At 62.0% G+C, this 21,284-nt stretch carries 21 protein-coding genes; 4 read left to right on the top strand and 17 right to left on the bottom strand.

All coding sequences use genetic code 11. The annotated features are described in order from the left end of the window. Positions 1–66 precede the first annotated feature (66 nt). Positions 67–1,320, bottom strand: coding sequence for an adenylate/guanylate cyclase domain-containing protein (locus tag NEZ08_RS22970; protein ID WP_298112215.1), 1,254 nt, complete (start codon positions 1,318–1,320; stop codon positions 67–69). A 50-nt stretch (positions 1,321–1,370) separates the two neighbouring features. Next, positions 1,371–1,772 (bottom strand): arsenate reductase (glutaredoxin), encoded by a 402-nt coding sequence (gene arsC, locus NEZ08_RS22975; RefSeq protein ID WP_298112217.1) that lies wholly within the window; start codon positions 1,770–1,772, stop codon positions 1,371–1,373. 133 nt (positions 1,773–1,905) lie between these two features. Here arsC and NEZ08_RS22980 point away from each other — a divergent pair, with 133 nt between their 5' ends. After that, the gene (locus tag NEZ08_RS22980; RefSeq protein ID WP_298112219.1) at positions 1,906–3,096 is read left to right on the top strand and encodes an MFS transporter; all 1,191 of its coding nucleotides are present in this window, start codon (positions 1,906–1,908) and stop codon (positions 3,094–3,096) included. Positions 3,097–3,154: 58 nt separating this feature from the next. Here the strand turns inward: NEZ08_RS22980 and parC are convergent, their stop codons facing one another. The 10 genes from parC to rpoZ form a co-directional block, all read right to left on the bottom strand. Next, positions 3,155–5,407 (bottom strand): DNA topoisomerase IV subunit A, encoded by a 2,253-nt coding sequence (parC, locus tag NEZ08_RS22985; protein WP_298112222.1) that lies wholly within the window; start codon positions 5,405–5,407, stop codon positions 3,155–3,157. 84 nt (positions 5,408–5,491) lie between these two features. After that, positions 5,492–6,241: a DNA repair protein RecO gene (gene recO / locus NEZ08_RS22990; RefSeq protein WP_298112225.1), complete on the bottom strand. Its 750-nt coding sequence runs from the start codon at positions 6,239–6,241 to the stop codon at positions 5,492–5,494. Positions 6,242–6,425: 184 nt separating this feature from the next. Continuing rightward, positions 6,426–6,794, bottom strand: coding sequence for a hypothetical protein (locus NEZ08_RS22995; protein ID WP_298112228.1), 369 nt, complete (start codon positions 6,792–6,794; stop codon positions 6,426–6,428). A gap of 46 nt (positions 6,795–6,840) precedes the next feature. Continuing rightward, a complete protein-coding gene (gene era, locus NEZ08_RS23000) occupies positions 6,841–7,770 on the bottom strand; it encodes a GTPase Era (protein ID WP_298112230.1) in 930 nt (309 codons plus the stop codon). Beyond that, positions 7,763–8,596 carry a ribonuclease III gene (gene rnc / locus NEZ08_RS23005; RefSeq protein WP_298112232.1) on the bottom strand — a complete coding sequence of 278 codons (834 nt, stop codon included), beginning with the start codon at positions 8,594–8,596 and terminating at the stop codon, positions 7,763–7,765. Before rnc ends, era begins: the two co-directional genes overlap by 8 nt. Then, positions 8,593–9,339 carry a signal peptidase I gene (gene lepB, locus NEZ08_RS23010; RefSeq protein ID WP_298112234.1) on the bottom strand — a complete coding sequence of 249 codons (747 nt, stop codon included), beginning with the start codon at positions 9,337–9,339 and terminating at the stop codon, positions 8,593–8,595. The genes rnc and lepB overlap by 4 nt, the downstream gene beginning before the upstream one ends. A 285-nt stretch (positions 9,340–9,624) precedes the next feature. Further along, the gene (gene acpS, locus NEZ08_RS23015) at positions 9,625–10,044 is read right to left on the bottom strand and encodes a holo-ACP synthase (RefSeq protein ID WP_298112236.1); all 420 of its coding nucleotides are present in this window, start codon (positions 10,042–10,044) and stop codon (positions 9,625–9,627) included. Then, a complete protein-coding gene (locus NEZ08_RS23020) occupies positions 10,041–10,814 on the bottom strand; it encodes a pyridoxine 5'-phosphate synthase (RefSeq protein WP_298112238.1) in 774 nt (257 codons plus the stop codon). The genes acpS and NEZ08_RS23020 overlap by 4 nt, the downstream gene beginning before the upstream one ends. 134 nt (positions 10,815–10,948) lie before the next feature. Next, positions 10,949–13,240, bottom strand: a complete 2,292-nt coding sequence (locus tag NEZ08_RS23025; RefSeq protein WP_298112240.1) for a bifunctional (p)ppGpp synthetase/guanosine-3',5'-bis(diphosphate) 3'-pyrophosphohydrolase — start codon at positions 13,238–13,240, stop codon at positions 10,949–10,951. A 310-nt stretch (positions 13,241–13,550) separates the two neighbouring features. Further along, positions 13,551–13,943 carry a DNA-directed RNA polymerase subunit omega gene (gene rpoZ, locus NEZ08_RS23030; protein WP_044542538.1) on the bottom strand — a complete coding sequence of 131 codons (393 nt, stop codon included), beginning with the start codon at positions 13,941–13,943 and terminating at the stop codon, positions 13,551–13,553. A 351-nt stretch (positions 13,944–14,294) separates the two neighbouring features. Between rpoZ and NEZ08_RS23035 the strand changes: the two genes are divergently transcribed. Both NEZ08_RS23035 and NEZ08_RS23040 read left to right on the top strand, forming a co-directional pair. Next, the gene (locus NEZ08_RS23035) at positions 14,295–14,924 is read left to right on the top strand and encodes an NYN domain-containing protein (protein ID WP_298112248.1); all 630 of its coding nucleotides are present in this window, start codon (positions 14,295–14,297) and stop codon (positions 14,922–14,924) included. Then, on the top strand, positions 14,902–15,588 hold the full coding sequence (locus NEZ08_RS23040) for a uracil-DNA glycosylase (RefSeq protein WP_298112251.1): 687 nt from the start codon (positions 14,902–14,904) through the stop codon (positions 15,586–15,588). Before NEZ08_RS23035 ends, NEZ08_RS23040 begins: the two co-directional genes overlap by 23 nt. Here NEZ08_RS23040 and NEZ08_RS23045 read toward each other — a convergent pair. From NEZ08_RS23045 to dapA, 4 genes are read right to left on the bottom strand one after another with little or no spacing between them, the layout of a single operon-like run. Then, positions 15,585–16,160, bottom strand: a complete 576-nt coding sequence (locus tag NEZ08_RS23045; RefSeq protein WP_298112254.1) for a peroxiredoxin — start codon at positions 16,158–16,160, stop codon at positions 15,585–15,587. The genes NEZ08_RS23040 and NEZ08_RS23045 overlap by 4 nt on opposite strands. Positions 16,161–16,187: 27 nt before the next feature. Beyond that, on the bottom strand, positions 16,188–16,661 hold the full coding sequence (gene smpB, locus NEZ08_RS23050; protein ID WP_298112256.1) for an SsrA-binding protein SmpB: 474 nt from the start codon (positions 16,659–16,661) through the stop codon (positions 16,188–16,190). Between the two features lies 1 nt (position 16,662). Beyond that, positions 16,663–17,091 (bottom strand): large conductance mechanosensitive channel protein MscL, encoded by a 429-nt coding sequence (gene mscL, locus NEZ08_RS23055; RefSeq protein WP_298112258.1) that lies wholly within the window; start codon positions 17,089–17,091, stop codon positions 16,663–16,665. Between the two features lie 35 nt (positions 17,092–17,126). Beyond that, entirely contained in the window at positions 17,127–18,017 is an 891-nt protein-coding gene (dapA, locus tag NEZ08_RS23060; protein ID WP_298112261.1) for a 4-hydroxy-tetrahydrodipicolinate synthase, read from the bottom strand. Positions 18,018–18,273: 256 nt separating this feature from the next. Between dapA and NEZ08_RS23065 the strand changes: the two genes are divergently transcribed. Then, positions 18,274–20,679, top strand: coding sequence for a lytic transglycosylase domain-containing protein (locus NEZ08_RS23065; protein WP_298112264.1), 2,406 nt, complete (start codon positions 18,274–18,276; stop codon positions 20,677–20,679). A 156-nt stretch (positions 20,680–20,835) separates the two neighbouring features. Here NEZ08_RS23065 and NEZ08_RS23070 read toward each other — a convergent pair. Beyond that, on the bottom strand, positions 20,836–21,284 hold a 449-nt coding region (locus NEZ08_RS23070; RefSeq protein ID WP_298112266.1), incomplete at its 5' end, for a transporter.

Below are 21,284 nucleotides of genomic sequence, written 5' to 3' on the forward strand. Positions count from 1 at the left end.
CCCGCAGGCGGGGAGAAGAAGCGCACGCTCGTCGCGGTTGGAGTTAAAGCTCCCTCCCTGCTCCAGCTAGCCTTTCAGGTACCGCTCGTATCGTCCGGCGAGAACTTCATCGGTCGCGATCGCCGGCTCGAGTGTGTAGAGATCCTGCGCGCGCCCGATGCCGCGCAATGCGAAACGGCCCGTCGACACCAGATAGTGCCGCCCGGCTGTGTCGAGGCCGTCGCGGAACGCCGCCGATACAAGCAGGTCGCGGTCAACCGAGCGGCACATCGAGGCGATGCGGCTGACTTCGTTGACCGCCGGCCCCACGACGGTGAAGTCCAGCCGGTCCTCATGGCCGATATTGCCGTAGAACACCTCGCCGACATGCAGGCCGACATAGGCCGAGGTGACTGCCCTTCCCTCGGCGCCCCGGCTGGCATTGAGCGCGATCATGTTGAGGCGAAAGCGGTGCTCGGCGCTCAGGGCTGCGCGCTTGGCGTGGCTCAGATGGTCGCCGGTGAACATCGCCAGCACGCCATCGCCGATCAGCTTCAGCACGTCGCCGCCGGCATCATGGATCGCGCCGATGGCGGCCTGGGCATAGTCGTTGAGGAACGGGATGATCTCGTCGGGAGAAATGCTTTCGGCGATCGCGGTCGATCCGCGGAGGTCCGAGTACCACAGGACGGCTTTGATCTGCTCGGTGACGCCGCGCGATATTTTTCCGTGCAGGACCCGCTCGGATGCATCGCGCCCCAAATAGACGCGGCCCAAGGTTCGGACGATATCGACCTGCTGCGCCGATTTGATGACGAGACCGAGCGCCGGCACCAGGTCGCGCAGGGCGGCCAACTCGCTTTCGGAAAATCTTTCAGCGCGCCGGGTCAGCCAGTAGGAATAGAAACAGTCCATCTGTCCGAGCGCCCCGGTCTCGCCAAAACGGTGGACGAAGCTCAGCATATGCCGATGGCCGTTCTGCACGAGCTCGGGAACCCTCGAGAATCCGTGCACGGCCGGATCGGCAAGGTCGAGCGGAAGCTCATCATGCCCCTGTTCGAGCATGTGGTAGAATACCGAGCGGCGCCATCCTTCATCGTTATCGCCGGTCGGACCATATTCGAACCGGTCGCTCTCGTTGCTCTCGGAATCGTTCCAGCGAAATCCGCGCCCCTCAAAGATCGGGTGCAGCGTGTCGATAAAGACCATGCTGCGCGACAGATCGAGGCCTGCCGCGCAGCAGCGCTCGCAAAAGCCGCGTATCAGGTCGTTTTCGGAGAGGCCGGTGAGGCCTTGGCCGACCACCCAGTTCATCAACCCGACACGGGTGGCAATTTCCATGGTGCGAGTATGCCCCGACATCGTGACGCAAGAAAGAGCGGACGCCCACCCTATGCGCGCCTGACCTTCTCGCCGTCCTCCTTGACAAACGACGTCACGGGATTGTCGAGCAGATCCAGCACCGCTTCCGAGGGCCGGCAGAGTCGCGTACCCTTGGGTGTGACGACAATCGGGCGGTTGATCAGGATCGGCTCGGCCAGCATGAAGTCGATCAACTCGTCATCGCTCCACTTGGGATCGGCGAGGTTGAGTTCGGCATAGGGTGTGCCCTTCTCGCGCAGCAGCGCGCGAACCGGAATTCCCATCGCCCTGATCAATCCCTTTAGCGTCGCGCGATCCGGCGGCGTTTTCAGATATTCGATGATTTCCGGCTCCTCACCGCTCTGGCGGATCATGGCCAGCGTATTGCGCGAAGTGCCGCAGGAGGGATTATGATAGATCGTGACGCTCATGCGTGTTTTTCCTATGCCGCCGCGAGGGAGACGCGTGCAGCGTCAAGTGTTGACGCGCCCGCCACCGACACTGCAAATGTTCGGATGAAAAACAAGGCGCGACAAGTGAGAATGACGCGTTTCGGGAATATCGATGGCCTCTGAGCAAACGACCCGGCAACTTCCGATCATTCTGGCGCTGGGCACGACGCAGACGCTGGCGTGGGCATCGAGCTACTACCTGCCCGCCATCCTCGCCGATCCGATCGGGCGCGATCTCGGCATGTCCGCCAACTGGATATTTGCCGCTTTCTCGGCCGCGCTCGTGATCTCCGCACTGCTGGGACCGCGGATCGGCCGGCAAATCGACCTGTTTGGCGGCCGGCCGGTGCTGTGCACCTCCAACCTCAGCATCGCGGCCGGTTTGGTCCTGCTCGGCTTCTGCCATTCGATTCCCGTGCTGATTGCGGCGTGGATCCTGCTCGGCGTCGGCATGGGCTATGGCCTGTACGATGCAGCCTTCGCGGCCCTGGGGCGCATCTATGGCAATGCGGCGCGCGGCCCGATCACCGGGATCACATTGATGGCGGGCTTCGCTTCCACGGTTGGTTGGCCGCTGACCGCGTTCGGGCTCGACCATATCGGCTGGCGCGACACATGTTTTGCATGGGCGGCTGCTCATATGCTGATCGGGCTGCCGCTCAATTACTTCATGCTTCCAAAGATTGCAGGCGCAAGGGCCGCTGCCGCCAAAGCGGTCAAACCGCATGTTCCAATCGATCGCACCATGATCCTGCTGGCGTTTACATTTGCAGCGGGGTGGACCGTGACGGGCGCGATGGCGGCTCATATGCCGCGCATTCTCGAGGCCGGCGGCGCGACCGCCGTGCAGGCGGTTGCGGCGGGCGCCCTGTTCGGTCCGGCGCAAGTGTTCGCGCGCATTCTCGAAGCAACGCTTCTCAAGCGCTACCACCCCTTGCTCTCGACGCGGCTCGCCTGCCTCACCCACCCGATCGGCGCCGTGATCCTCAGCATCGCCGGCGGCACGGCCGCCGGCCCGTTTGCGATTTTTTTCGGTATGGGCAACGGCATCCTGACGATCGCCCGCGGAACGCTTCCGCTCGCGATCTTCGGTCCCAGGGATTACGGCTATCGGCTCGGCCTGATCGGCGCGCCGGCGCGGATGGCGCAGGCGGCGGCACCGCTCGCATTCGGACTGCTGATCGACCAGATCGGCATCAAGGTCCTGATCGTCTCGTCGGCGCTCAGCCTCTCGGCTCTCGCGGCCCTTCTTCTGCTGCGGCCGAATTCGGCCCAATCGGCGACTGGAGCTGCGAGCGACTGATATCTATCGCGGCAGCTTGCCGATCCGGCGGGGAACTGACCGTGCCGCCCGCCCACCTTTATTCCACCGCCTTGCCAAACTTGTTCGATTTCGGCAGGCCATGCGCCAGGCGCCCGGCATCGGCACGGTTGCCGTACCAGTCCGACAAGTCCTTGGTCGTCAGGCTCTGTTCGCGGCCGGCGGAATCCCGCCAGGTCAAGCCCGCCTTGGAGTCGAAGACGGTAACGTCCGACAGCGAGGCACTGGTGTATTTCTGCAGCCGCACCCCGCGGCCGCGCGCCATCTCCGGCACCTGATCGATCGGGAAGACCACCATCTTGTGGTTGGTACCGATCACCGCCACCCGGTCTCCGACGACGGTAGCGATCGCGCGCGCCTCGTTCGGCATCTCGACGTTGAGGATCTGCTTGCCCTTGCGGGTGGTGGAAACGCAATCGTCCTCATTGACGATGAAGCCCTGCCCTTCCTGGCTTGCGATCAGGAACTTGCGTCCGCCCTTGTTGACGAAGGTGGAAACAACCGCCGCATCCTGATCGAGATCGATGAACATGCGGATCGGTTCGCCATGGCCGCGGCCGCCCGGCAGTTTGGCGACATCGAGCGAATAGAATTTGCCGTTGGTGGCAAACAGCAGCAGCTTCGAGGTCGTTTCGGCGAAGAACGCCTGACCCAGCTTGTCATCGGTCTTGAAGGCGAGGCCAGAGAGATCGGCGACGTGGCCCTTGAGTGTGCGCACCCATCCCTTGTCGGAGATCACGACCGTCACCGGCTCGCGCTCGACAAAAGCTTCTTCGATCGCAGCAAGGTCATGCTCGGGAGCGTCGGCGAATTGCGTGCGGCGTTTGCCGAGCGCCGTTTTGGGCCCGAACATGTCGCGGACTTTCCCGACCTGTTCGCTAACCTTCTTCCACTGCTCGGCTTCCGAGCCCAGAAGCCCCTTGATGCCCTTCAGCTCGTTCCGAAGATCCTTATCCTCGCCGCGGATCTCCATCTCTTCCAGCTTGCGCAGGTTACGCAGGCGCATGTTGAGGATGGCCTCGGCCTGGATCTCCGTCAGCTTGAATGTCTTGATCAGCTCCGGCTTCGGCTCGTCCTCGGTGCGGATGATCTTGATCACCTTGTCGAGGTTGAGATATGCGATCAGGTAGCCGCCGAGCACTTCGAGCCGATGTTCAATCTGCTCCTTGCGATAGTTGGAGCGTCGGATCAGCACTTCACGCAGATGATCCAGCCATTCCTTCAGGCACTCGGCCAGGCCAACGACCTTCGGGATACGTCCCTTCACCAGCACATTGAGGTTCAGCGGAATCCGGCTTTCCAGCTCGGTCAGGCGGAACAGCGATTCCATCAGCAGTTCCGGATCGACCGCGCGCGACTTCGGCTCGATCACCAGACGAATGTCTTCTGCCGATTCATCGCGGACATCGCCGACCAGCGGCAACTTTTTCTCGTTCAGAAGCTCGGCGATCTTCTCGACCAGCCGCGACTTCTGCACCAGCCAGGGAATCTCGGTGATCACGATCACCCAGGTGCCTCGTGCGCCCTCTTCCTGTTTCCATCTGGCTCGGACGCGGAAGGAACCGCGGCCGGTGACGTAGGCTTCTGTGATGGCTTCCTTGGAATCGACGACGATGCCGCCGGTCGGAAAGTCCGGGCCCTTGACCCACTTCAGAAGCGCCTTCGATTTCGCTTCGGGCTTTTCGATCAGATGCAGCGCTGCGTCGCAGAGCTCGGCGGCATTGTGCGGCGGGATTGAGGTCGCCATGCCGACAGCGATGCCCTGCGCGCCGTTCGCCAGCAAATTCGGAAAGCCGCCGGGAAGAACCGATGGTTCCTTGCCGCTGTTGTCGTACGTAGGCTTGAGCTCGACGGCGTCTTCGTCGATGCCTTCGAGCAACAGCCGGGCGACATCGGTCAGCCGCGCCTCGGTGTAGCGCATCGCGGCCGGGTTATCGCCGTCGATATTTCCGAAATTGCCCTGGCCGTCGACCAGCGGGTAGCGCGAGTTGAAATTCTGCGCCAGACGCACCATTGCGTCATAGATCGCCTGATCGCCGTGGGGATGGTACGAACCCATCACCTCGCCGACGATCTTGGCCGACTTCTTCGGAACACCACCCGGATTGAGGTTGAGCAGCCGCATGCCATAAAGGATGCGCCGGTGCACCGGCTTAAGGCCGTCGCGGGCGTCCGGCAGTGCGCGGTGCATGATGGTCGAGAGCGCATAGGCGAGATAGCGCTCCTCGAGCGCATCGCGCAGCATGACCTCATGAACTTCGGCCGGTTCGGGCGGAGGTGTTCGTTTTCCCATGGGAAGCAGGTATCCGGTACAGGTAGGCTAGAAAAAGCGGGTCTTTCCGCGAATCAGTGGTCCAATTTAGGCCGCCGGGTGGCGTTACGAAACTGCGAGCTTGGTGCGGGGACGGGTCACGGCGTTGATAAAACCGTCTCTCGCATCGGAATGCCCTTGGCCCCGCGGCTCCAGCACATGGCGTAGCAAGAATAGCCCCGTCAAGGCAAAGCCGTCGCGCAGATCCTGCTCAGTCCAACCGTTCGCACCGTCGTCGTTTTGGCGCAAAAATGCCGGCAGCCGCAACAGCCGGTCATGGAACGGCGCGCCGGCGCTACGCGAGACCGCGCCGCCGGATTTCGGCGAGACATAAATGAGATCGGTCTTGGCGCCGGTCGCCACGCAAATCTCAAGATCGAGGCCGAAGCCGAGTTCGGCGAGCATCGCGAGCTCAAACCGGATCAGATGCGCCGCCGCCCCGCTCGCATCCTCGAAATCGTCGAGCGTGTGATCGAGCATTTCATAGATATCTTCGTGCGGGTCGCGCTCGGGCAGGAGCCGCGCCAGCGATGCGAGATGGGTCACACCATAGACCGCATGCGACGAGGCCAACAGCTTGGCCGCGCGCAGCCGCGTGCCTTCGATCAGATAATATCCCAAGTGCTCATCGAGCCGCGCCCGCCACACCGCGGTAACGCTGTTGCCGGGTTGCAGCAACGGCCGCATGCGCTTGCCGGCGCCGCCGCGAACAAGCCCAAGGTGACGACCGTGACCGCGCGTCAGCAGTTCGACGATGGCGGAAGATTCGCCATGCCGCCTGACCCCCAGCACAATGCCTTCGTCGGTCCATTCCATGCGACAGAGACTACAGGATTTGGGTGTACGGTGCAGCAAGCAGCACCCGCAACGTTCCCCGGACGGGGCCCAGCGCGCGCATGGATATCGCCCCCGGCGTCCGCGGCAGCACTAGATCGTTTGGGTACCACCCCTGAGGAGCAGCGCCAAGGAAGCGCTGCATCTCGTCCGGGACAAGGGCCCGCTAGGCATTGAACCAGCCCCGGGCATCGCCGGTATAGGAGCAATAAAGGCCAAAGGCCGTCAGGATGCAGGACACGATTTCGATGCCGCTATCGATCTGAAGGCCGTTATCGGACAGCACCGGCAGCAAGGACAGCACGGAAAGTACCAGCAGCGCCGTCAGCACCCAGCGCGGCCAGTTCTTGCGCTTTTGTGCCGCCAAATGGACGAAATAGACCAGCAGCAGGATCAATCCGGCTTCCAGGATCATCGGCGCGAGAAGATCGCCGTCTATCGTCGAACGGTCCTGAAATGCCACCGACAGCGCATCGAGCGTCAGCGACAGGTACATCAGCACTTCGAACCAGACCACGTTGTTCGGAACTTTCATCGACGGCGCCAACAGTCTCTCGATTCTTGTCAGTTTATTCCGAAGGTCATTCGGTCGGGAACTCAAGCCCCATCTCGCGATAGCGGTCGGGATCTTCGCCCCAGTTCTCGCGCACTTTCACGAACAGAAACAGGTGCACCGGCTGCTCGATGATCCCGGCGATCTCTTTGCGCGCCTCCGCCCCGATCGACCTGATGGTAGCGCCGGCCTTGCCGAGCACGATCTTTCGCTGGCTTTCGCGTTCGACGAAAATTGTCTGCTCGATGCGAACGGATCCATCCTTGCGTTCGGTCCAGCTGTCGGTCTCGACCGTGGAACGATACGGCAGTTCCTGGTGCAGCTTCTGGAAGATTTTCTCGCGCGTAATTTCCGCGGCCAATTGCCGGATCGGTGCGTCCGACATCTGGTCCTCAGGGTAATGAAATGGCCCCGGCGGCACCATCGCCGCTAAAGTACGGCGCAAATCGCCGACGCCATCGCCGGAGAGCGCGGAAATCATGAAGGTCTGCGTGAAAGCAAGACGCTCGTTGGCGCTCTTCGCGAGCGCGAGCAGCTTTTCGCGCGGAACCAGGTCGATCTTGTTGATCACGAGCAGTTTCGGATGAGCCACGTCTGCCAACCGAGTGAGGATCGCTTCTGCCTCGGCGTCCAGCCCCTGGCGGGCATCAAGCAGCACGCAGACGAGATCCGCATCATGCGCCCCGCTCCAGGCGGTCGATACCATGGCCCGGTCGAGCCGCCGTTTCGGCGCAAAGATACCGGGCGTATCGACCAGGATGATCTGCGCATTGTTCTCGACCACGATACCACGGATCAGGGCGCGGGTGGTCTGCACCTTGCGGGAGACGATCGTGACCTTGGAGCCGACCAGCGCATTGACCAGCGTCGACTTGCCGACGTTCGGCGCGCCGATCAGTGCGACAAAGCCGCAACGCGTGGCGGAGGGCACGGAGTCGCCCGGCGACGTTTCAGTCATTGCCGCTGCCGCCAACACCCTCGCGCGCGATCATCGCGGAAGCCGCGGCCTTCTCGGCGACGCGTTTGCTGCCGCCGACGCCTTCGGCAGCGGCCAGTCCGGGCAGTTCGACCGCGATCCGGAACTGCGGATCGTGATGCGGTCCGGTGCGTTCAATCTCGCGATAGACCGGCGTCGGCAGTCCCTTGCCCTGCGCCCATTCCTGCAACGTGGTCTTGGGGTCGCGCAGGGGCCGCCGCAGCTTGTGCATCCGCTCGGTCCAGTTGCGCTCGACGAATTCCGCCGCGGCCTGATAGCCGCCGTCGAGAAATACCGCGCCGATCACCGCCTCGCAGATGTCGCCGAGCACGGATTTGCGCAGCCGTGCGCCCGCGCCCGCGCCGACCGCGCCCAGCTTGATGTCATCGACGAGGCCCAACGATTTCGCAACATCGGCGCAGCTCTCCTTGCGCACGAGATCGGCGAGCCGCTTGGACAACTCCCCCTCGTCCGCATTCGGAAACGCTCGATAGAGCATGTCCGAGACAATGAGCCCGAGCACGTGATCGCCAAGGAATTCCAGCCGCTGGTAGCTGTCGCCGCGCTTTCGCGAAGGCTTTAGCGCGGAGACATGGGTAAGCGCCGTCGCCAGCAACCCTGCGTCCGCAAACTTGTGCCCGATCCGCATCTCGACGGCAGCGGTAGCGGCCTTCGCCGCCGAAGACCTGGAGCCGGACTTTGCCCGCGGCCGTTTCTTTTTTTCCGCAGCCTCTCGTCCGGCGGCTTCAATCTGCGAACCCGCATCCCCGGATGCCAGTGGGGTGATATCGGAGGCGTCGTCGCTCATCGCACCAGTTTGAATATGCGATTCCAGCGAACCGCCCACGGCCAGCGCCAGAACATCCAGGCACTGTCGCCCTCGCGAATCGAGAAAAAGATCATCTGGGCCCGGCCGACCAGATTCTCGAACGGCACGTAACCAAAGACCCGGCTGTCGCTGGAATTGTCGCGGTTGTCGCCCATCATGAAGAAATCTCCCGGCGGCACCTCGTAGACATTGGTGTTGTCGGGAAATCCGGGACTATCGACACAATCAAGCGATTCGTAACTGACGCCGTTGGGCAGCGTCTCCTTCCAACGCTTCACCGGCTCTGACCGGCCGCATGGATCATCGCCGGTGTAATCGCTGAGGCGCTCGCGCTTGATCGGATTGCCGTTGATGTAGAGCAGCCCCTCTTTCATCTGGATACGGTCGCCTGGCAGGCCGATCACGCGCTTGATGAAATCGGTCGAGGTGTCGTTGGGCGGCCGGAAAACGACCACGTCGCCCCGCGCCGGATAGGAGCCGAAGATGCGGCCGGAAAACAGCGGCGGCGAAAACGGAAACGAATAATGGCTGTAGCCATAGGAGTATTTCGAAACGAACAGATAATCGCCGACCAGGAGCGTCGCCTTCATCGATCCCGACGGGATGTTGAAGGGCTGGAACAGGAAGGTGCGGATAACAAGCGCGATCAGGAGGGCATGAATGACGACGCGGATGGTCTCGCCGAGACCGCCTTCGGATTTTGTAGAGGATGTCACGCTCATCAATTCCCTAAACTTCCTGCTTCCTGGCGCAGCCCACACTCAACACACTGCAGAAAAACGACCTCCACACGCGACCAGCCATTCGCTTCGCGTCAGGGAATGCCCTCTTCTGATGTGGCGAGCGAGCTTTCGGCACCCCGGTCCGAATCCGCTCGGGCGGCGAATATCTTAGCGCCGTTTGTAGACGGTTGTTATGGGGGGCGCAATCAACAGCGCAATCAAAATTTGATAAGACATTGAAAATTATGGCATTTTAGTTTTTCGACTGACCACACGCGCGGCAACCTAGGCGCAGCGCACATCATGGGCCGAAATGATGACAAAGGCCTGCGCCAAAGGCCAGTCGTCGGTAATGCTAAGATCTATTCGGGCTTCAAAGCCAACCGGCGTCAGCACCTGTAGCCGCGCAAGCGCCCCGCCCGTCAGAACCATGGTGGGCCGCCCGCCGGGCAGATTGACGACTCCCATGTCGCGCCACCAGACCCCCTGCCGGATACCGGTCCCGAGCGCCTTGGCGCAGGCCTCCTTGGCAGCGAATCGCTTGGCATAGGTCGCCACGACCATGTTCGTGTTTTTGGCGCGTCGTTCGGCCTTGGCGCGCTCAGCATCGGTAAAAATCCGATCCAGGAAGCGATTGCCGTGACGCTCGACGACCTTGGCGACACGGCGGATATCGATCAGGTCGGACCCGATGCCGATGATCATGCCCTACCGTTCCCCGCGATTTTGCCGCGTCCGCGATCCATGGCAGCCCGCATCGCGCGAACCGTTTCCGCAAGGCCAACGAACAAGGCCTCTCCGATCATGTAGTAACCGATATTGAGCTCGGCGATCTCCCCCAGGGCGGCGATCTTTTCCGCGGTCGCGTAGTCGAGGCCGTGACCGGCATGCACCTCAAGACCGGCCGCCCGCGCCAATGCGGCACCTGCCGTGATGCGTTGCCATTCCGATTCGGCCTTGGCGCGGTCGCCGTCGGCTACAGCATCGCACCAGGCGCCGGTGTGAATCTCGATCACCGGCGCGCGCAACCTGGCGACCATTTCGATCTGCGCCGGGTCGGCGGCGATGAACAGCGACACCCGAATGCCCCCGTCGCTCAATCGCGCAATGGCCGGCGCCAGCGCCTTATGCTGCCCGACCACATCAAGGCCGCCCTCGGTCGTCAGTTCCTCACGCCGCTCGGGTACAAGACACACCGCGTGAGGCCTGGTCGCCAGCGCGATTGCCAACATTTCGTCGGTCGCCGCCATTTCGAAATTCAGAGGTTTCGAGATTTCCGCTTTCAGCCGCGCCATGTCCGCATCGCGGATGTGGCGGCGGTCCTCGCGCAAATGCGCGGTGATGCCGTCGGCACCGGCCTCGATCGCGAGCAGCGCCGCGCGCACCGGATCGGGCAGCGCCCCTCCCCGCGCATTGCGAAGGGTCGCAACGTGGTCGACGTTTACTCCGAGACGCAGCGGCGAAGCAGTGGACATTGCAAACTCTCGATGAAGCTGATGGCCCTCATGGTGAGGCAGCGCGTGCGCCGTCTCGATCCATGAGGCCTCGCTCAGGCTTCATCCTTCGAAACGCGGCGCAACATCGCTCCCCAGGATGAGGGTTGAAAGCCTCACCCATTGACACGCTCGACCCGTGCGACCACGGCCTTGGCGCGCAACTGGGCGATAATAGCGCTCAGATGCTTGAGGTCATAGACCTCGAGATCGATAGTAAGTTCGGTGAAATCCGGCGAGCGGCGCGCCATGTGGATATTGTCGATATTGCCGTCGTGCTCGGCGATGACGGTGGCGATCTGGGCGAGGCTTCCGGGCTCGTTGACGTTGTCCACCTGGATTCGCGCCGGAAAGCGCTGCGGCGTCGATTCGTCGACATCCCAGCGCACGTCGAGCCAGCGTTCGGGCTGTTCCTCAAAATCCTTCAAGGCGGGCGACTGGATCGGATAGATCGTGATCCCTTCGCCAGGCGAGATGATCCCGACGATGCGGTCGCCCGGCACCGCGCCGCCATTGGGCGCAAACTTCACCGGCAGGTCCGAATTGATGCCGCGGATCGGGATGGCCGAGAGGTTCCGCGCTGTCCCGCCCGGCGATTTCAGCTTCTCGGCAACGCCCTTCTTGCCGGCATAGCGCGCGACCCGCTCCTCCTTGTAGTCCGGATACATCGCCCGCGCGACATTGGAGGCCTTCATTTCGCCGCGGCCGACAGCGGCCATTACATCCTCGATCGAGGCACGGGCCAGCCGCGGCAGCGCGCCCTTCAGCTTGTCGTCGGCATATTCGATCTTGGCGCGGGCAAACAGCCGCTCGACCAGACGGCGGCCAAGGCCGGCATATTGGTCGCGCACGGCAGTGCGCGTCGCCCGCCGGATAGCCGCCCGCGCCTTGCCCGTCACCGCCAGCGACTCCCACGCCGACGGCGGCGAGGACTGCGCATCGGAGGTCAAGACCTCGACCTCGTCGCCGTTCTGCAACTCCGACGACAGGGGTGCGAACTTGCCGTTGATCTTGCACCCCACGGCGCTGTTGCCGACGTCGGTGTGCACGGCGTAAGCGAAATCGATCACATTGGCCTGCCGTGGAAGCGCGATCAGCTTGCCCTTGGGTGTGAAGCAGAACACCTGGTCATGAAAAAGCTCGAGCTTGGTATGTTCGAGAAACTCTTCCGGATTGGCGCTCTCGGACAGGATCGCAATGGTGTGGCGCAGCCAGGCGAAGGCCGAGGATTCGCGTTTCAACCGTTCGGTCGGCGATCCCAGGCCGTCCTTGTAGAAGGCATGTGCCGCAATGCCGAGCTCGGCGATTTCGTCCATCTCCTCGGTGCGGATTTGCAGTTCAACGCGCTGCTTGCCGGGACCGATGACGGTGGTGTGGAGCGAGCGGTAGTCATTCTGTTTGGGCGTCGAGATGTAGTCCTTGAAGCGGCCCGGCACCACCGGCCAGGTGGTGTGCACGATGCCAAGTGCGCGATAGCAGCACTCGACGTCCTTCAGCACGATGCGGAAGCCGAAAATGTCGGACAGCTGCTCGAAGCCGACCGACTTGCGCTGCATCTTGGTCCAGATCGAGAACGGCTGCTTGCGGCGGCCGTAGACGCGCGCCTGCAGGCCGTTCTTCTGAAGATCGTTCGACAACTGGCTTTCGATCTCGCCTATCAGATTGCGGTTGCGCTCGGCGAGCGAATCCAGCCGCTGTCGCACTACCGTATAGGCCTCCGGATCGAGCGTCTTGAATGAGAGGTCCTCGAGTTCCTCACGCATTTCCTGCATGCCCATGCGGCCGGCAAGCGGCGCATAGATGTCGAGCGTCTCTTCGGCGATACGCTGGCGCGAGGCTGTGGGCACGAACTCGAGCGTGCGCATGTTGTGCAGGCGGTCGGCAAGCTTGATCAGCAGCACGCGCACGTCGTCGGAAATCGCGAGCAGGAGCTTGCGCAGGTTTTCCGCCTGCTTGGCTTCGCGGGATACGAGCTCGAGCCGTTTCAGTTTGGTGAGGCCCTCCACCAGCGCCCCAATCTCCTGCCCGAACACGGCATCGATTTCGGCGCGGGTGGCCTCGGTGTCCTCGATGGTGTCGTGCAGCAGTGCTGCCACGATCGTGGCGTCGTCGAGCTTGAGGTCTGTCAGGATCGCTGCGACCTCAAGGGGATGAGAGAAATAGGGATCTCCGGAGGCGCGGGTCTGGGAACCATGCGCCTTCATTGCATAGACGTAGGCGCGGTTGAGGAGATCCTCGTCGGTGTCCGGATTATAGGAACGGACGCGTTCGACCAGATCGTATTGCCGCATCATTCGCGCGCGGGACTTGGCCGGCCTCGCAGGGGCGACCGGCGCAGCGGAGGTCGGCGCCATCGAGATCGAACTCGCGGCCTGCATCTGCTCCGGACTCCGGCGCCGATACGCCATTCGTCAACACCTCTTACCCGCGACCCTCGATCGATGACCGCGTCCCAAGTCATTGAATAATAATGTAGTGGGTCCCCAAGTCCTGCGTCACCCTCTTGCCGGCAGGTGCGCCCGAAGGAACACATCGACAGTCTACCGCGAAACCACCCGCCGTCAGCTCAAATACAGGACAGCGTCCCGCGGTTTTGATGACCTGGGTTTAGGAACGGTAACCATAAGAGGGACGCCCCGACGCAAAAGGCCCGGGCGAGCGCCGGGCCTTGGGTCAACTAGTCGAGGGACGAAATCCCTAAAAACTAATTTAGATGGATTACTCGTCTTCTTCGGGCTGCTCTTCCGGCGGCGCAAGCCCCTCGAGACCCTTCAGGAGTTCTTCTTCGGTCATGCGCTCGATGGCCACTTCGGTATCGTCCGCATCGACGCTGGCACCGGCCGATCCAATCAATGGGACCGTATCGGGCTCGGGCTCGTCGACTTCAACGAATTTCTGAAGGGAATGAACGAGTTCTTCGCGCAAATCCTCCGGCGAAATCGTCGAATCGGCGATTTCGCGCAGCGACACGACCGGGTTCTTGTCGTTGTCGCGGTCCACGGTGAGTTGCGACCCCGACGAAATCATACGGGCGCGGTGCGCGGCCAAAAGGACCAGATCGAACCGGTTGTCGACCTTATCAATGCAATCTTCGACGGTGACGCGAGCCATTGACTGTCGCTCCGCTAAAAGGGGACGGAAAATGTGGATTAAGGCCGGCTAATTATAGGGGCAAAGGCCGTTTCGCAAGACTAATTTGTGATTTGGCCTACCTAATTTGCTCTGATAACCCACTTTAAGAGACGGACTGCTCGGCATTTCGAGCTGCGATGTCGGTGCGGACAAGAAAACGCTTCATTGCGTTGATAAAATCCCACTTCCGGTTGTTTTCGACCTATCTTTTCCGGCGGCGTCTGGACATCCGCAGGGCTTCGGCAGCATCGTTAGACATCCGGAGAAGCGCTGCAGCCCTGCCAGGAAGATACCCGGAAAACCCTTATGAGAACTCTGTGAGACCTCTGAATGTCACCCGCTTCCAATAAGATCGCGCTTTTCATCGATGGCGCCAACCTCTATGCCACCGCCAAGACCCTCGGCTTCGACATCGACTACAAGCGCCTTCTGAAGGAGTTCCAGAGTCGGGGAACGTTGGTCCGGGCCTTCTATTACACGGCCATCATCGAGGATCAGGAATACTCCTCGATCCGCCCGCTGATCGATTGGCTCGACTACAACGGCTACACGGTCGTGACCAAGGCGACCAAGGAATTCATCGATGCGAGCGGCCGGCGCAAGGTGAAGGGCAATATGGACATCGAGCTGGCGGTTGATGCGATGGAACTCGCCGAGCACGTCGATCAGATGGTGCTGTTCTCGGGCGATGGCGATTTCCGCTCGCTGGTGGAAGCAGTGCAGCGCCGGGGTGTGCGGGTCACCGTAATCTCGACGATTGCCAGCCAGCCGCCGATGATCGCCGACGAGTTGCGCCGGCAGGCTGATGTCTTCACCGACCTCGTCGAACTGCAATCCAAGCTCGGGCGCGACCCGTCCGAACGCCCGGCGCCCCGCGAGCCGCGCCATCATGCGCCGCAATTTCTGCAACGGGCCACTACGCTAGCGTCGAGGGGCGATGGCGACGACTTCGACGATTAAGAGCCCCGCTCCGGCAAAGACCACCCCGCGTCCAGCTAACCCCGAGCCAAACCGCAACTGCGCGCTCTGCCCCAGGCTTGCTGCTTTCCGCGCGACCAACCGCGCCCAAAAGCCAGACTGGTTCAACGCCCCGGTTCCGTCGTTCGGGGACCGCAACGGACGGGTGGTCATCATCGGCCTGGCGCCAGGCTTGCAGGGCGCCAACCGCACGGGACGTCCGTTTACGGGCGACTATGCCGGCGACCTGCTCTACGCCACCTTGATCGAGTACGGCTTCGCCAAGGGCGTCTATCAGGCGCGCCCCGACGACGGGATGACGCTGGTCGACTGCCAGATTGCGAACGCCGTGCGCTGCGTGCCTCCCCAGAACAAGCCGCTTCCCGCAGAGATCGCCAATTGCCGGCCGTTTCTCATCTCGACCATCGACAATATGCCAAGGCTGGAGGCTATCGTCGTGCTTGGCCGCATAGCCCACGAAACTACCGCGAAGGCGCTCGGACTTCGAGCCTCAACCGTGCCGTTTGCGCACGGTGCCGTTTATGCGGCCGGCCGGTTCAGGCTCTATGACAGCTATCATTGCTCGCGCTACAACACGAACACCGGCGTGCTGACGGCGGAGATGTTTCGCAGCGTCTTTGCGAAGGTGCGCGGCGATCTGGCCTAGCGGGGATTATCCTTCAGCCATTGCAGCACGTCGGGCGCATTCCGGTCAGGCGGGAACACCGGATAAAAGACGTGGGTGATGCGGCCATCGTCGATGATCAGCGCCAGCCGCTTGATCAGCACGAGGCCGGCGACTTCCATGGTCGGCAGGTTCAGAGCGCGCGTCAGTTCGAGCTTCGCATCGGAGAGAACCGGGAACGGCAAATGCAACCGCGAGGCCATCTCAAGCTGATAGGCGTTGCTCTGCGTCGAGAGCCCGAACACATGCTGCGCGCCGGCGCCCTTGAGATCCGCAAACAGGTCACGAAACGAACAGGTCTGCGGCGTGCAGCCCCGCGCGCCCGGGATCATGTCCCAATCGTCGACCAGCGAGATCTTGCCGGGTTCCCCCGTGCGCGGATAGGCAAACAAGACGCTGCGTCCCTCCAGCGTAGCGAGCATGACCGAGGTATCATCGGTGGCGATAAGATGGATTGGCGGGATCTTCAGGCCTTTGAGATGATCGGCGCCGCCGTCATCCTGCGGCGCAGGGATCTGGCTCCAGTCGACTTCCAGCAGGCTTTTCTGGTTCATCTTCGTACCCAAACCATAAACAGCGCTTTATCCGCGCGCCCGCATCAAGCGGCCCTTTTCCCTGCCCCAATCGCGCTTCTTCGCGCTTTCACGCTTGTCGTGCAGCTTCTTGCCCTTCGCAACCGCCAGCAGCAACTTGGCGCGGCCGCGCTCGTTGAAATAGAGCTTCAGCGGGATCAGCGTCATGCCTTCGCGATCGACCGCGCCCATCAGGCGGTTGATCTGCTTGCGGTGCAGAAGCAGTTTGCGCGGCCGCTTCGGCTCATGATTGAAGCGGTTGGCCTGCAAATATTCAGGGATATTGGCGTTGATCAGCCAGATCTCGCCGTTCTTGGAATCGGCGTAGGATTCCGCGATGGTCGACTTGCCACTGCGGAGCGACTTCACCTCGGTGCCCGTCAGCGCGATCCCGGCCTCGACCGTATCGTCGACGGCATAGTTGAAACGGGCCTTGCGATTCTCGGCAATAACCTTGATCGGACGTTCTTTCTTCTCGGCCACTTTAACTTCCGATCTGCCCCTTCTTCAGGAGGTCGCGAATTTCGGTCAAAAGCTCGACCTCAGGAGTCGGCTTCGGCGGCGCCGGCGGAGCGGCCGCTTCCTTGCGCATGAGTGTGTTCATGATGCGGATGACGATGAACAGCACGAAGGCGATGATCAGGAAGTTTAGCGTCAGGGTGAGGAAGTTACCCCAGGCCAATACGGCGCCCTGCTTCTTGGCGTCAGCCAGGTTGGAAGCCGTGACTTTCGCGGACAGCGGCAGAAAATAATTGGAGAAATCGAGTCCGCCGGTCACCGCGCCTATGATCGGCATGATGATATCGGTGACCAGCGAATTGACGATAGCGCCGAAAGCCGCGCCGATGATTACGGCGACCGCGAGGTCGACGACGTTGCCCTTCATTGCGAAATCGCGGAATTCCTTCAGCATCGGCCCCTCTTCAGATCTCTATCAATGTCAAAACATCAATTGATCAATCCCGCATGGACCATCGCCTTGCGCACAGCAACCCGTGTCGGCTCGGAGACCGGCACCATCGGCAGCCGCAGCGTCTCCTCCATCTTGCCGAGCAGCGACAGCGCATACTTGATCGGCGCCGGGTTGGATTCAATGAAGAGATTGGTGTGCAGCGGCATCAGCTTGTCGTGCAGCTTGAGCGCGGTGGCATGATCGCCCTTCTGCCAGGCCTGGTGAAACTCCGAACACAGGCGCGGCGCGACATTCGATGTCACCGAGATGCAGCCGTGGCCGCCATGGGCCATGTAACCGATCACGGTGGCGTCCTCGCCGGAGAGCTGGTTGAAATCTTCGCCGAGCTGCGCGCGCTGCTGCGATACCCGCACCATGCTGGCGGTTGCGTCCTTGACGCCGGCGATGTTCTTGAGCTCGAACAATCGCGCCATGGTGTCCACGTTCATGTCGATCACCGAACGCGGCGGGATGTTGTAGATGATGATCGGAATGCCGATGGCATCGTTGATCGCCTTGAAGTGCTGATAGAGGCCCTCCTGGGTCGGCTTGTTGTAGTAGGGCGTCACCACCAAAACCGCGTCAGCGCCCGCCTTCTCGGCGTGCTCGGCGAGTTCGATCGCCTCCTTGGTGGAATTCGACCCGGCACCCGCGATTACGGGAACGCGGCCGCCCGCCTCGCCAACGCACCATTCCACGACTCGCTTATGCTCGTCATGGCTCAGCGTCGGGCTTTCGCCCGTGGTTCCTACCGGCACGAGACCGTGGGTTCCTTCCGAAATCTGCCAGTTCACGAGGCTCCGAAAGGCCGCCTCATCCAGGGACCCATTCTTGAACGGCGTGACCAGGGCGGTGAAGGATCCGCGGAATTTCGTCTTCGCTGCCATGGACTTCTCCTAACTCCGAAAGCGGCCCGGAACTGGAAGAATTGGCCCGCCGCTCGTTTGATTACCGAATTTTACCCATTCATACCGGGTATGCCGGTCTGGCGAAAGGCCGCAGCTCTGGCGGGGCATGGCCGCGATTTTGCCGCGGTGATGAAACAAACAAAGCCTCTTCCCGCGTATCGGGTGCTTTTTTCCAAATAGTCAATCAGTAGGCCTTAAGTTTGAGGTCTTTCGTGATTCGCCGCAGAGGTATGCCGTGACCCGCGCCGCTCGCGCCGCCGCTTTGCGTTCGACAGCCATCGCAACCACGCTTGCAACCGTGCTGGCATTCGTCCTCGGCTCGCATGCGCTTGCGACCGAAACGACGGAAACGGTGCCGCCATCCAAGTCGCACCCAGCGGCCCATGACAGCGGGTCCAAAAAGACCGAAAAGGCGGCTGAGAAGAAGCCAGACAAGCACAGCGAAAAGGCCGAAAAGAAGGAAAAGGAGACCAAAAAAGAGGCCGAAAAGAAGGAGACCGAAAGGAAGACTGAGAAAAAGACCGAGAAGAAAGCCGAGAAGGCCGAAAAGAAAACCGAAAGGAAGCCGGACAAGACAGCCGACAAAGCCAAGGGTAAAGCGGCTTCCAAGGCGGCGATGAGGGTAACACCGGTCGCACCCAGCCCCGCGCTCGTTCCCGCGACGCGGCAGCATGCCGCGCTACCACCGCCCTCCGCCCGCAAGCCGGCGGTGCCTGCTGCGGTCGCGGCCACATCCTCGACCTCTGCCGCCGACAAGGAAACGCTCGAGAATGTCATTGACCTCGTGCGCAGGCACAAGCCGGCCGACGCGAGCCAGGCTGAAGCCTCGATCTCCGATCCGCTTGCCAGGAAGCTCGCCGAGTGGATCATCCTGCGCAGCGACGATAATGGCGCGTCCGTCGAACGCTACCGCGCCTTCATTGCCGCTAATCCGAGTTGGCCGTCGCAGACCTTCCTGCGGCGACGGCTTGAGGCCGCTTTATGGGATGATCGCCGCGACGACGCGACTGTCTGGTCGTGGTTCGAGAACGAATCGCCGATTTCGGCCAAGGGCAAATTCTCGCTGGCGCGGGTCATGATCGCGCGTGGCGACCGGGCTAATGCCGAGCGCTTGGTGCGCGATGCCTGGCGCAACGACACCATGTCGGAGGAAACCGAAAATGCGGCGCTCGATCTGTTCGGGGCGCTGATCACGCCCGGCGATCAGAAGGCCCGGATGGACCGTTTCCTGTACGGCAGCGAGCACGAAATCGCCCTGCGTGCGGCCAGGCGGCTCGGCAGCGGCGAAGTGGCGCTGGCCAAGGCCCGGATTGCGACTTATCGCAAGGCCCCCAACAGCCGCGCGCTGCTGGAGGCGGTGCCGTATGAATTGCACAACGATCCTGGCTATATCTTCAGTAAGATTCAGGTTTTGCGGCGGGAAGAGAAATTTGCCGAGGCCGCCCAGTTGATGATGAGCGCGCCCCGGGATCCGGGCCGGCTCTATAACCTCGACGAGTGGTGGGTCGAGCGGCGGCTCATGGCCCGCAAGATGATCGACGTCGGCGAATACCGCACCGCCTATCTGATCGCGCGCGATGCGGCACTGCCATCGCGCGACATCTATAAGACCGAGCAGGAATTCACCGCAGGTTGGATCGCCCTGCGCTTCCTCAACGATCCGGCGACCGCGGCGCAACATTTTGCCCGGATCGGGGTCGGGAGCGCCAATCCGACGACGCTGGCGCGCGCCGGCTATTGGCAGGGACGGGCGGCGGAAGCTGCCGGCCACATGCAGGAGGCGCGCGCCGCCTACGCGGCCGCAGCCGAACAATCGACCAGCTATTATGGACAGCTCGCCCGCGCCAAGCTCGGATTGCCTCAGCTCGCGCTGAACGGGCCGCCCAGCGCGCGTGGCCGCGGCGTCGAGCGACTCGAGATCGTGCGCGCTGTGCAGCTCTTGTTCGAACTCGGCGAAGGCGAGATCGCCGTACCGATTTTTGCCGACATGGGCGAGAACGGCGATGCCGACGCGCTGGTTGGGCTCGGCGAAGTGGCCGCGCGCTATGGCGATGCCCGCGGCATGCTGTTGATGGGAAAGGCCGCGCTCAATCGCGGGCTACCGTTCGACTTCTACGCCTATCCGGTGACGGGAATTCCCCCGTTCAGGTCAATCGGCCCCGAAGTCGAACCGAGCATCATCTATGCTATCGCCCGGCAGGAGAGCGCCTTCAATCCGGCGGTCGTCTCGCCTGCCCAAGCCTACGGCTTATTGCAGGTGACGCCGGAAGCCGGCCGGTATGTCTGCAAGAAGTACGGCACCAGCTTCGACCTCACCCGGATGAAAACCGATCCCGTCTACAACGCCGCACTGGGGGCCGCCGAGCTTGGCGGCCTGCTCAGCGATTACCGCGGCTCCTACATCATGACCTTTGCGGCCTACAACGCCGGCCGCGGCAGCGTCAGAAAATGGATCGAGCGCTACGGCGATCCGCGCGATCCCAGGGTCGATGCCGTCGACTGGGTCGAACTCATCCCGTTCTCGGAGACGCGGAATTACGTGCAGCGGATCATCGAGAACCTGCAGGTCTATCGTGCCCGCTTTGGCGGCGGAACGCGACTGCAAATCCAGGCCGACCTGCATCGCGGCAGTCTGGATTAGCTCGGGCACAACTTCCATTCGCATCTGGAAAGCTTCGGATAAGCGGCCGATGCTCTCCATGCGTGCGGCGCTTCCGCCACAGGCCAAAAAAGGAAAGGCCCCCTCCCGATCTCTCGGAAGGGGGCCTTGTTACGTCAGAACGTTAGTCGATCGTCCTTACTTGTGGAACATCGGGGCCTTTGCCGGCTCCTCAGGCGCCCAGAGCCGATAGCTGAGGGTCGCGAAGACCGTCATGCCCTGTGCCATCAGAGAAGGATCGTTGCCGGTCGCCGCCAAGGCTGCGTCGTTCCGTCCGTGGGCGTAGACTTCCTGCGTTGCCCAAACCGAGACGCTCGCCGGCCCGAAATCATATCCGATCAGGCCACCGACCGCCCATTCATCGTATCTCTGCACGTGACCCAAGGTGCTGCCGCCAAGTGCGGCACAACTGACGGGGCAGGAGTCATCGGTGATCTGACCGACGTAGTAGGCGACAGGACCGAAGGTCCACTTGCCGATGGTCTTGGTGGCGGTGAAGTCGGCGTGGAAGATATTACCCGTGGTGTAATGGGTAACCCGATTCTCCGTGTTGATTTCGTCATACATCGCGGCGGTCAGGTTCCAGC

The sequence above is a fragment of the Bradyrhizobium sp. genome, assembly GCF_027451485.1.
Lineage (GTDB): Bacteria > Pseudomonadota > Alphaproteobacteria > Rhizobiales > Xanthobacteraceae > Bradyrhizobium.

Bases quoted from the DNA above. Each gene is read 5' to 3' on its own strand.
- NEZ08_RS22970 (WP_298112215.1), bottom strand. From the start codon at position 1,320: ATGGAAATTGCCACCCGTGTCGGGTTGATGAACTGGGTGGTCGGCCAA.
- arsC (WP_298112217.1), bottom strand. From the start codon at position 1,772: ATGAGCGTCACGATCTATCATAATCCCTCCTGCGGCACTTCGCGCAAT.
- NEZ08_RS22980 (WP_298112219.1), top strand. From the start codon at position 1,906: ATGGCCTCTGAGCAAACGACCCGGCAACTTCCGATCATTCTGGCGCTG.
- parC (WP_298112222.1), bottom strand. From the start codon at position 5,407: ATGGGAAAACGAACACCTCCGCCCGAACCGGCCGAAGTTCATGAGGTC.
- recO (WP_298112225.1), bottom strand. From the start codon at position 6,241: ATGGAATGGACCGACGAAGGCATTGTGCTGGGGGTCAGGCGGCATGGC.
- NEZ08_RS22995 (WP_298112228.1), bottom strand. From the start codon at position 6,794: ATGAAAGTTCCGAACAACGTGGTCTGGTTCGAAGTGCTGATGTACCTG.
- era (WP_298112230.1), bottom strand. From the start codon at position 7,770: ATGACTGAAACGTCGCCGGGCGACTCCGTGCCCTCCGCCACGCGTTGC.
- rnc (WP_298112232.1), bottom strand. From the start codon at position 8,596: ATGAGCGACGACGCCTCCGATATCACCCCACTGGCATCCGGGGATGCG.
- lepB (WP_298112234.1), bottom strand. From the start codon at position 9,339: ATGAGCGTGACATCCTCTACAAAATCCGAAGGCGGTCTCGGCGAGACC.
- acpS (WP_298112236.1), bottom strand. From the start codon at position 10,044: ATGATCATCGGCATCGGGTCCGACCTGATCGATATCCGCCGTGTCGCC.
- NEZ08_RS23020 (WP_298112238.1), bottom strand. From the start codon at position 10,814: ATGTCCACTGCTTCGCCGCTGCGTCTCGGAGTAAACGTCGACCACGTT.
- NEZ08_RS23025 (WP_298112240.1), bottom strand. From the start codon at position 13,240: ATGGCGTATCGGCGCCGGAGTCCGGAGCAGATGCAGGCCGCGAGTTCG.
- rpoZ (WP_044542538.1), bottom strand. From the start codon at position 13,943: ATGGCTCGCGTCACCGTCGAAGATTGCATTGATAAGGTCGACAACCGG.
- NEZ08_RS23035 (WP_298112248.1), top strand. From the start codon at position 14,295: ATGTCACCCGCTTCCAATAAGATCGCGCTTTTCATCGATGGCGCCAAC.
- NEZ08_RS23040 (WP_298112251.1), top strand. From the start codon at position 14,902: ATGGCGACGACTTCGACGATTAAGAGCCCCGCTCCGGCAAAGACCACC.
- NEZ08_RS23045 (WP_298112254.1), bottom strand. From the start codon at position 16,160: ATGAACCAGAAAAGCCTGCTGGAAGTCGACTGGAGCCAGATCCCTGCG.
- mscL (WP_298112258.1), bottom strand. From the start codon at position 17,091: ATGCTGAAGGAATTCCGCGATTTCGCAATGAAGGGCAACGTCGTCGAC.
- dapA (WP_298112261.1), bottom strand. From the start codon at position 18,017: ATGGCAGCGAAGACGAAATTCCGCGGATCCTTCACCGCCCTGGTCACG.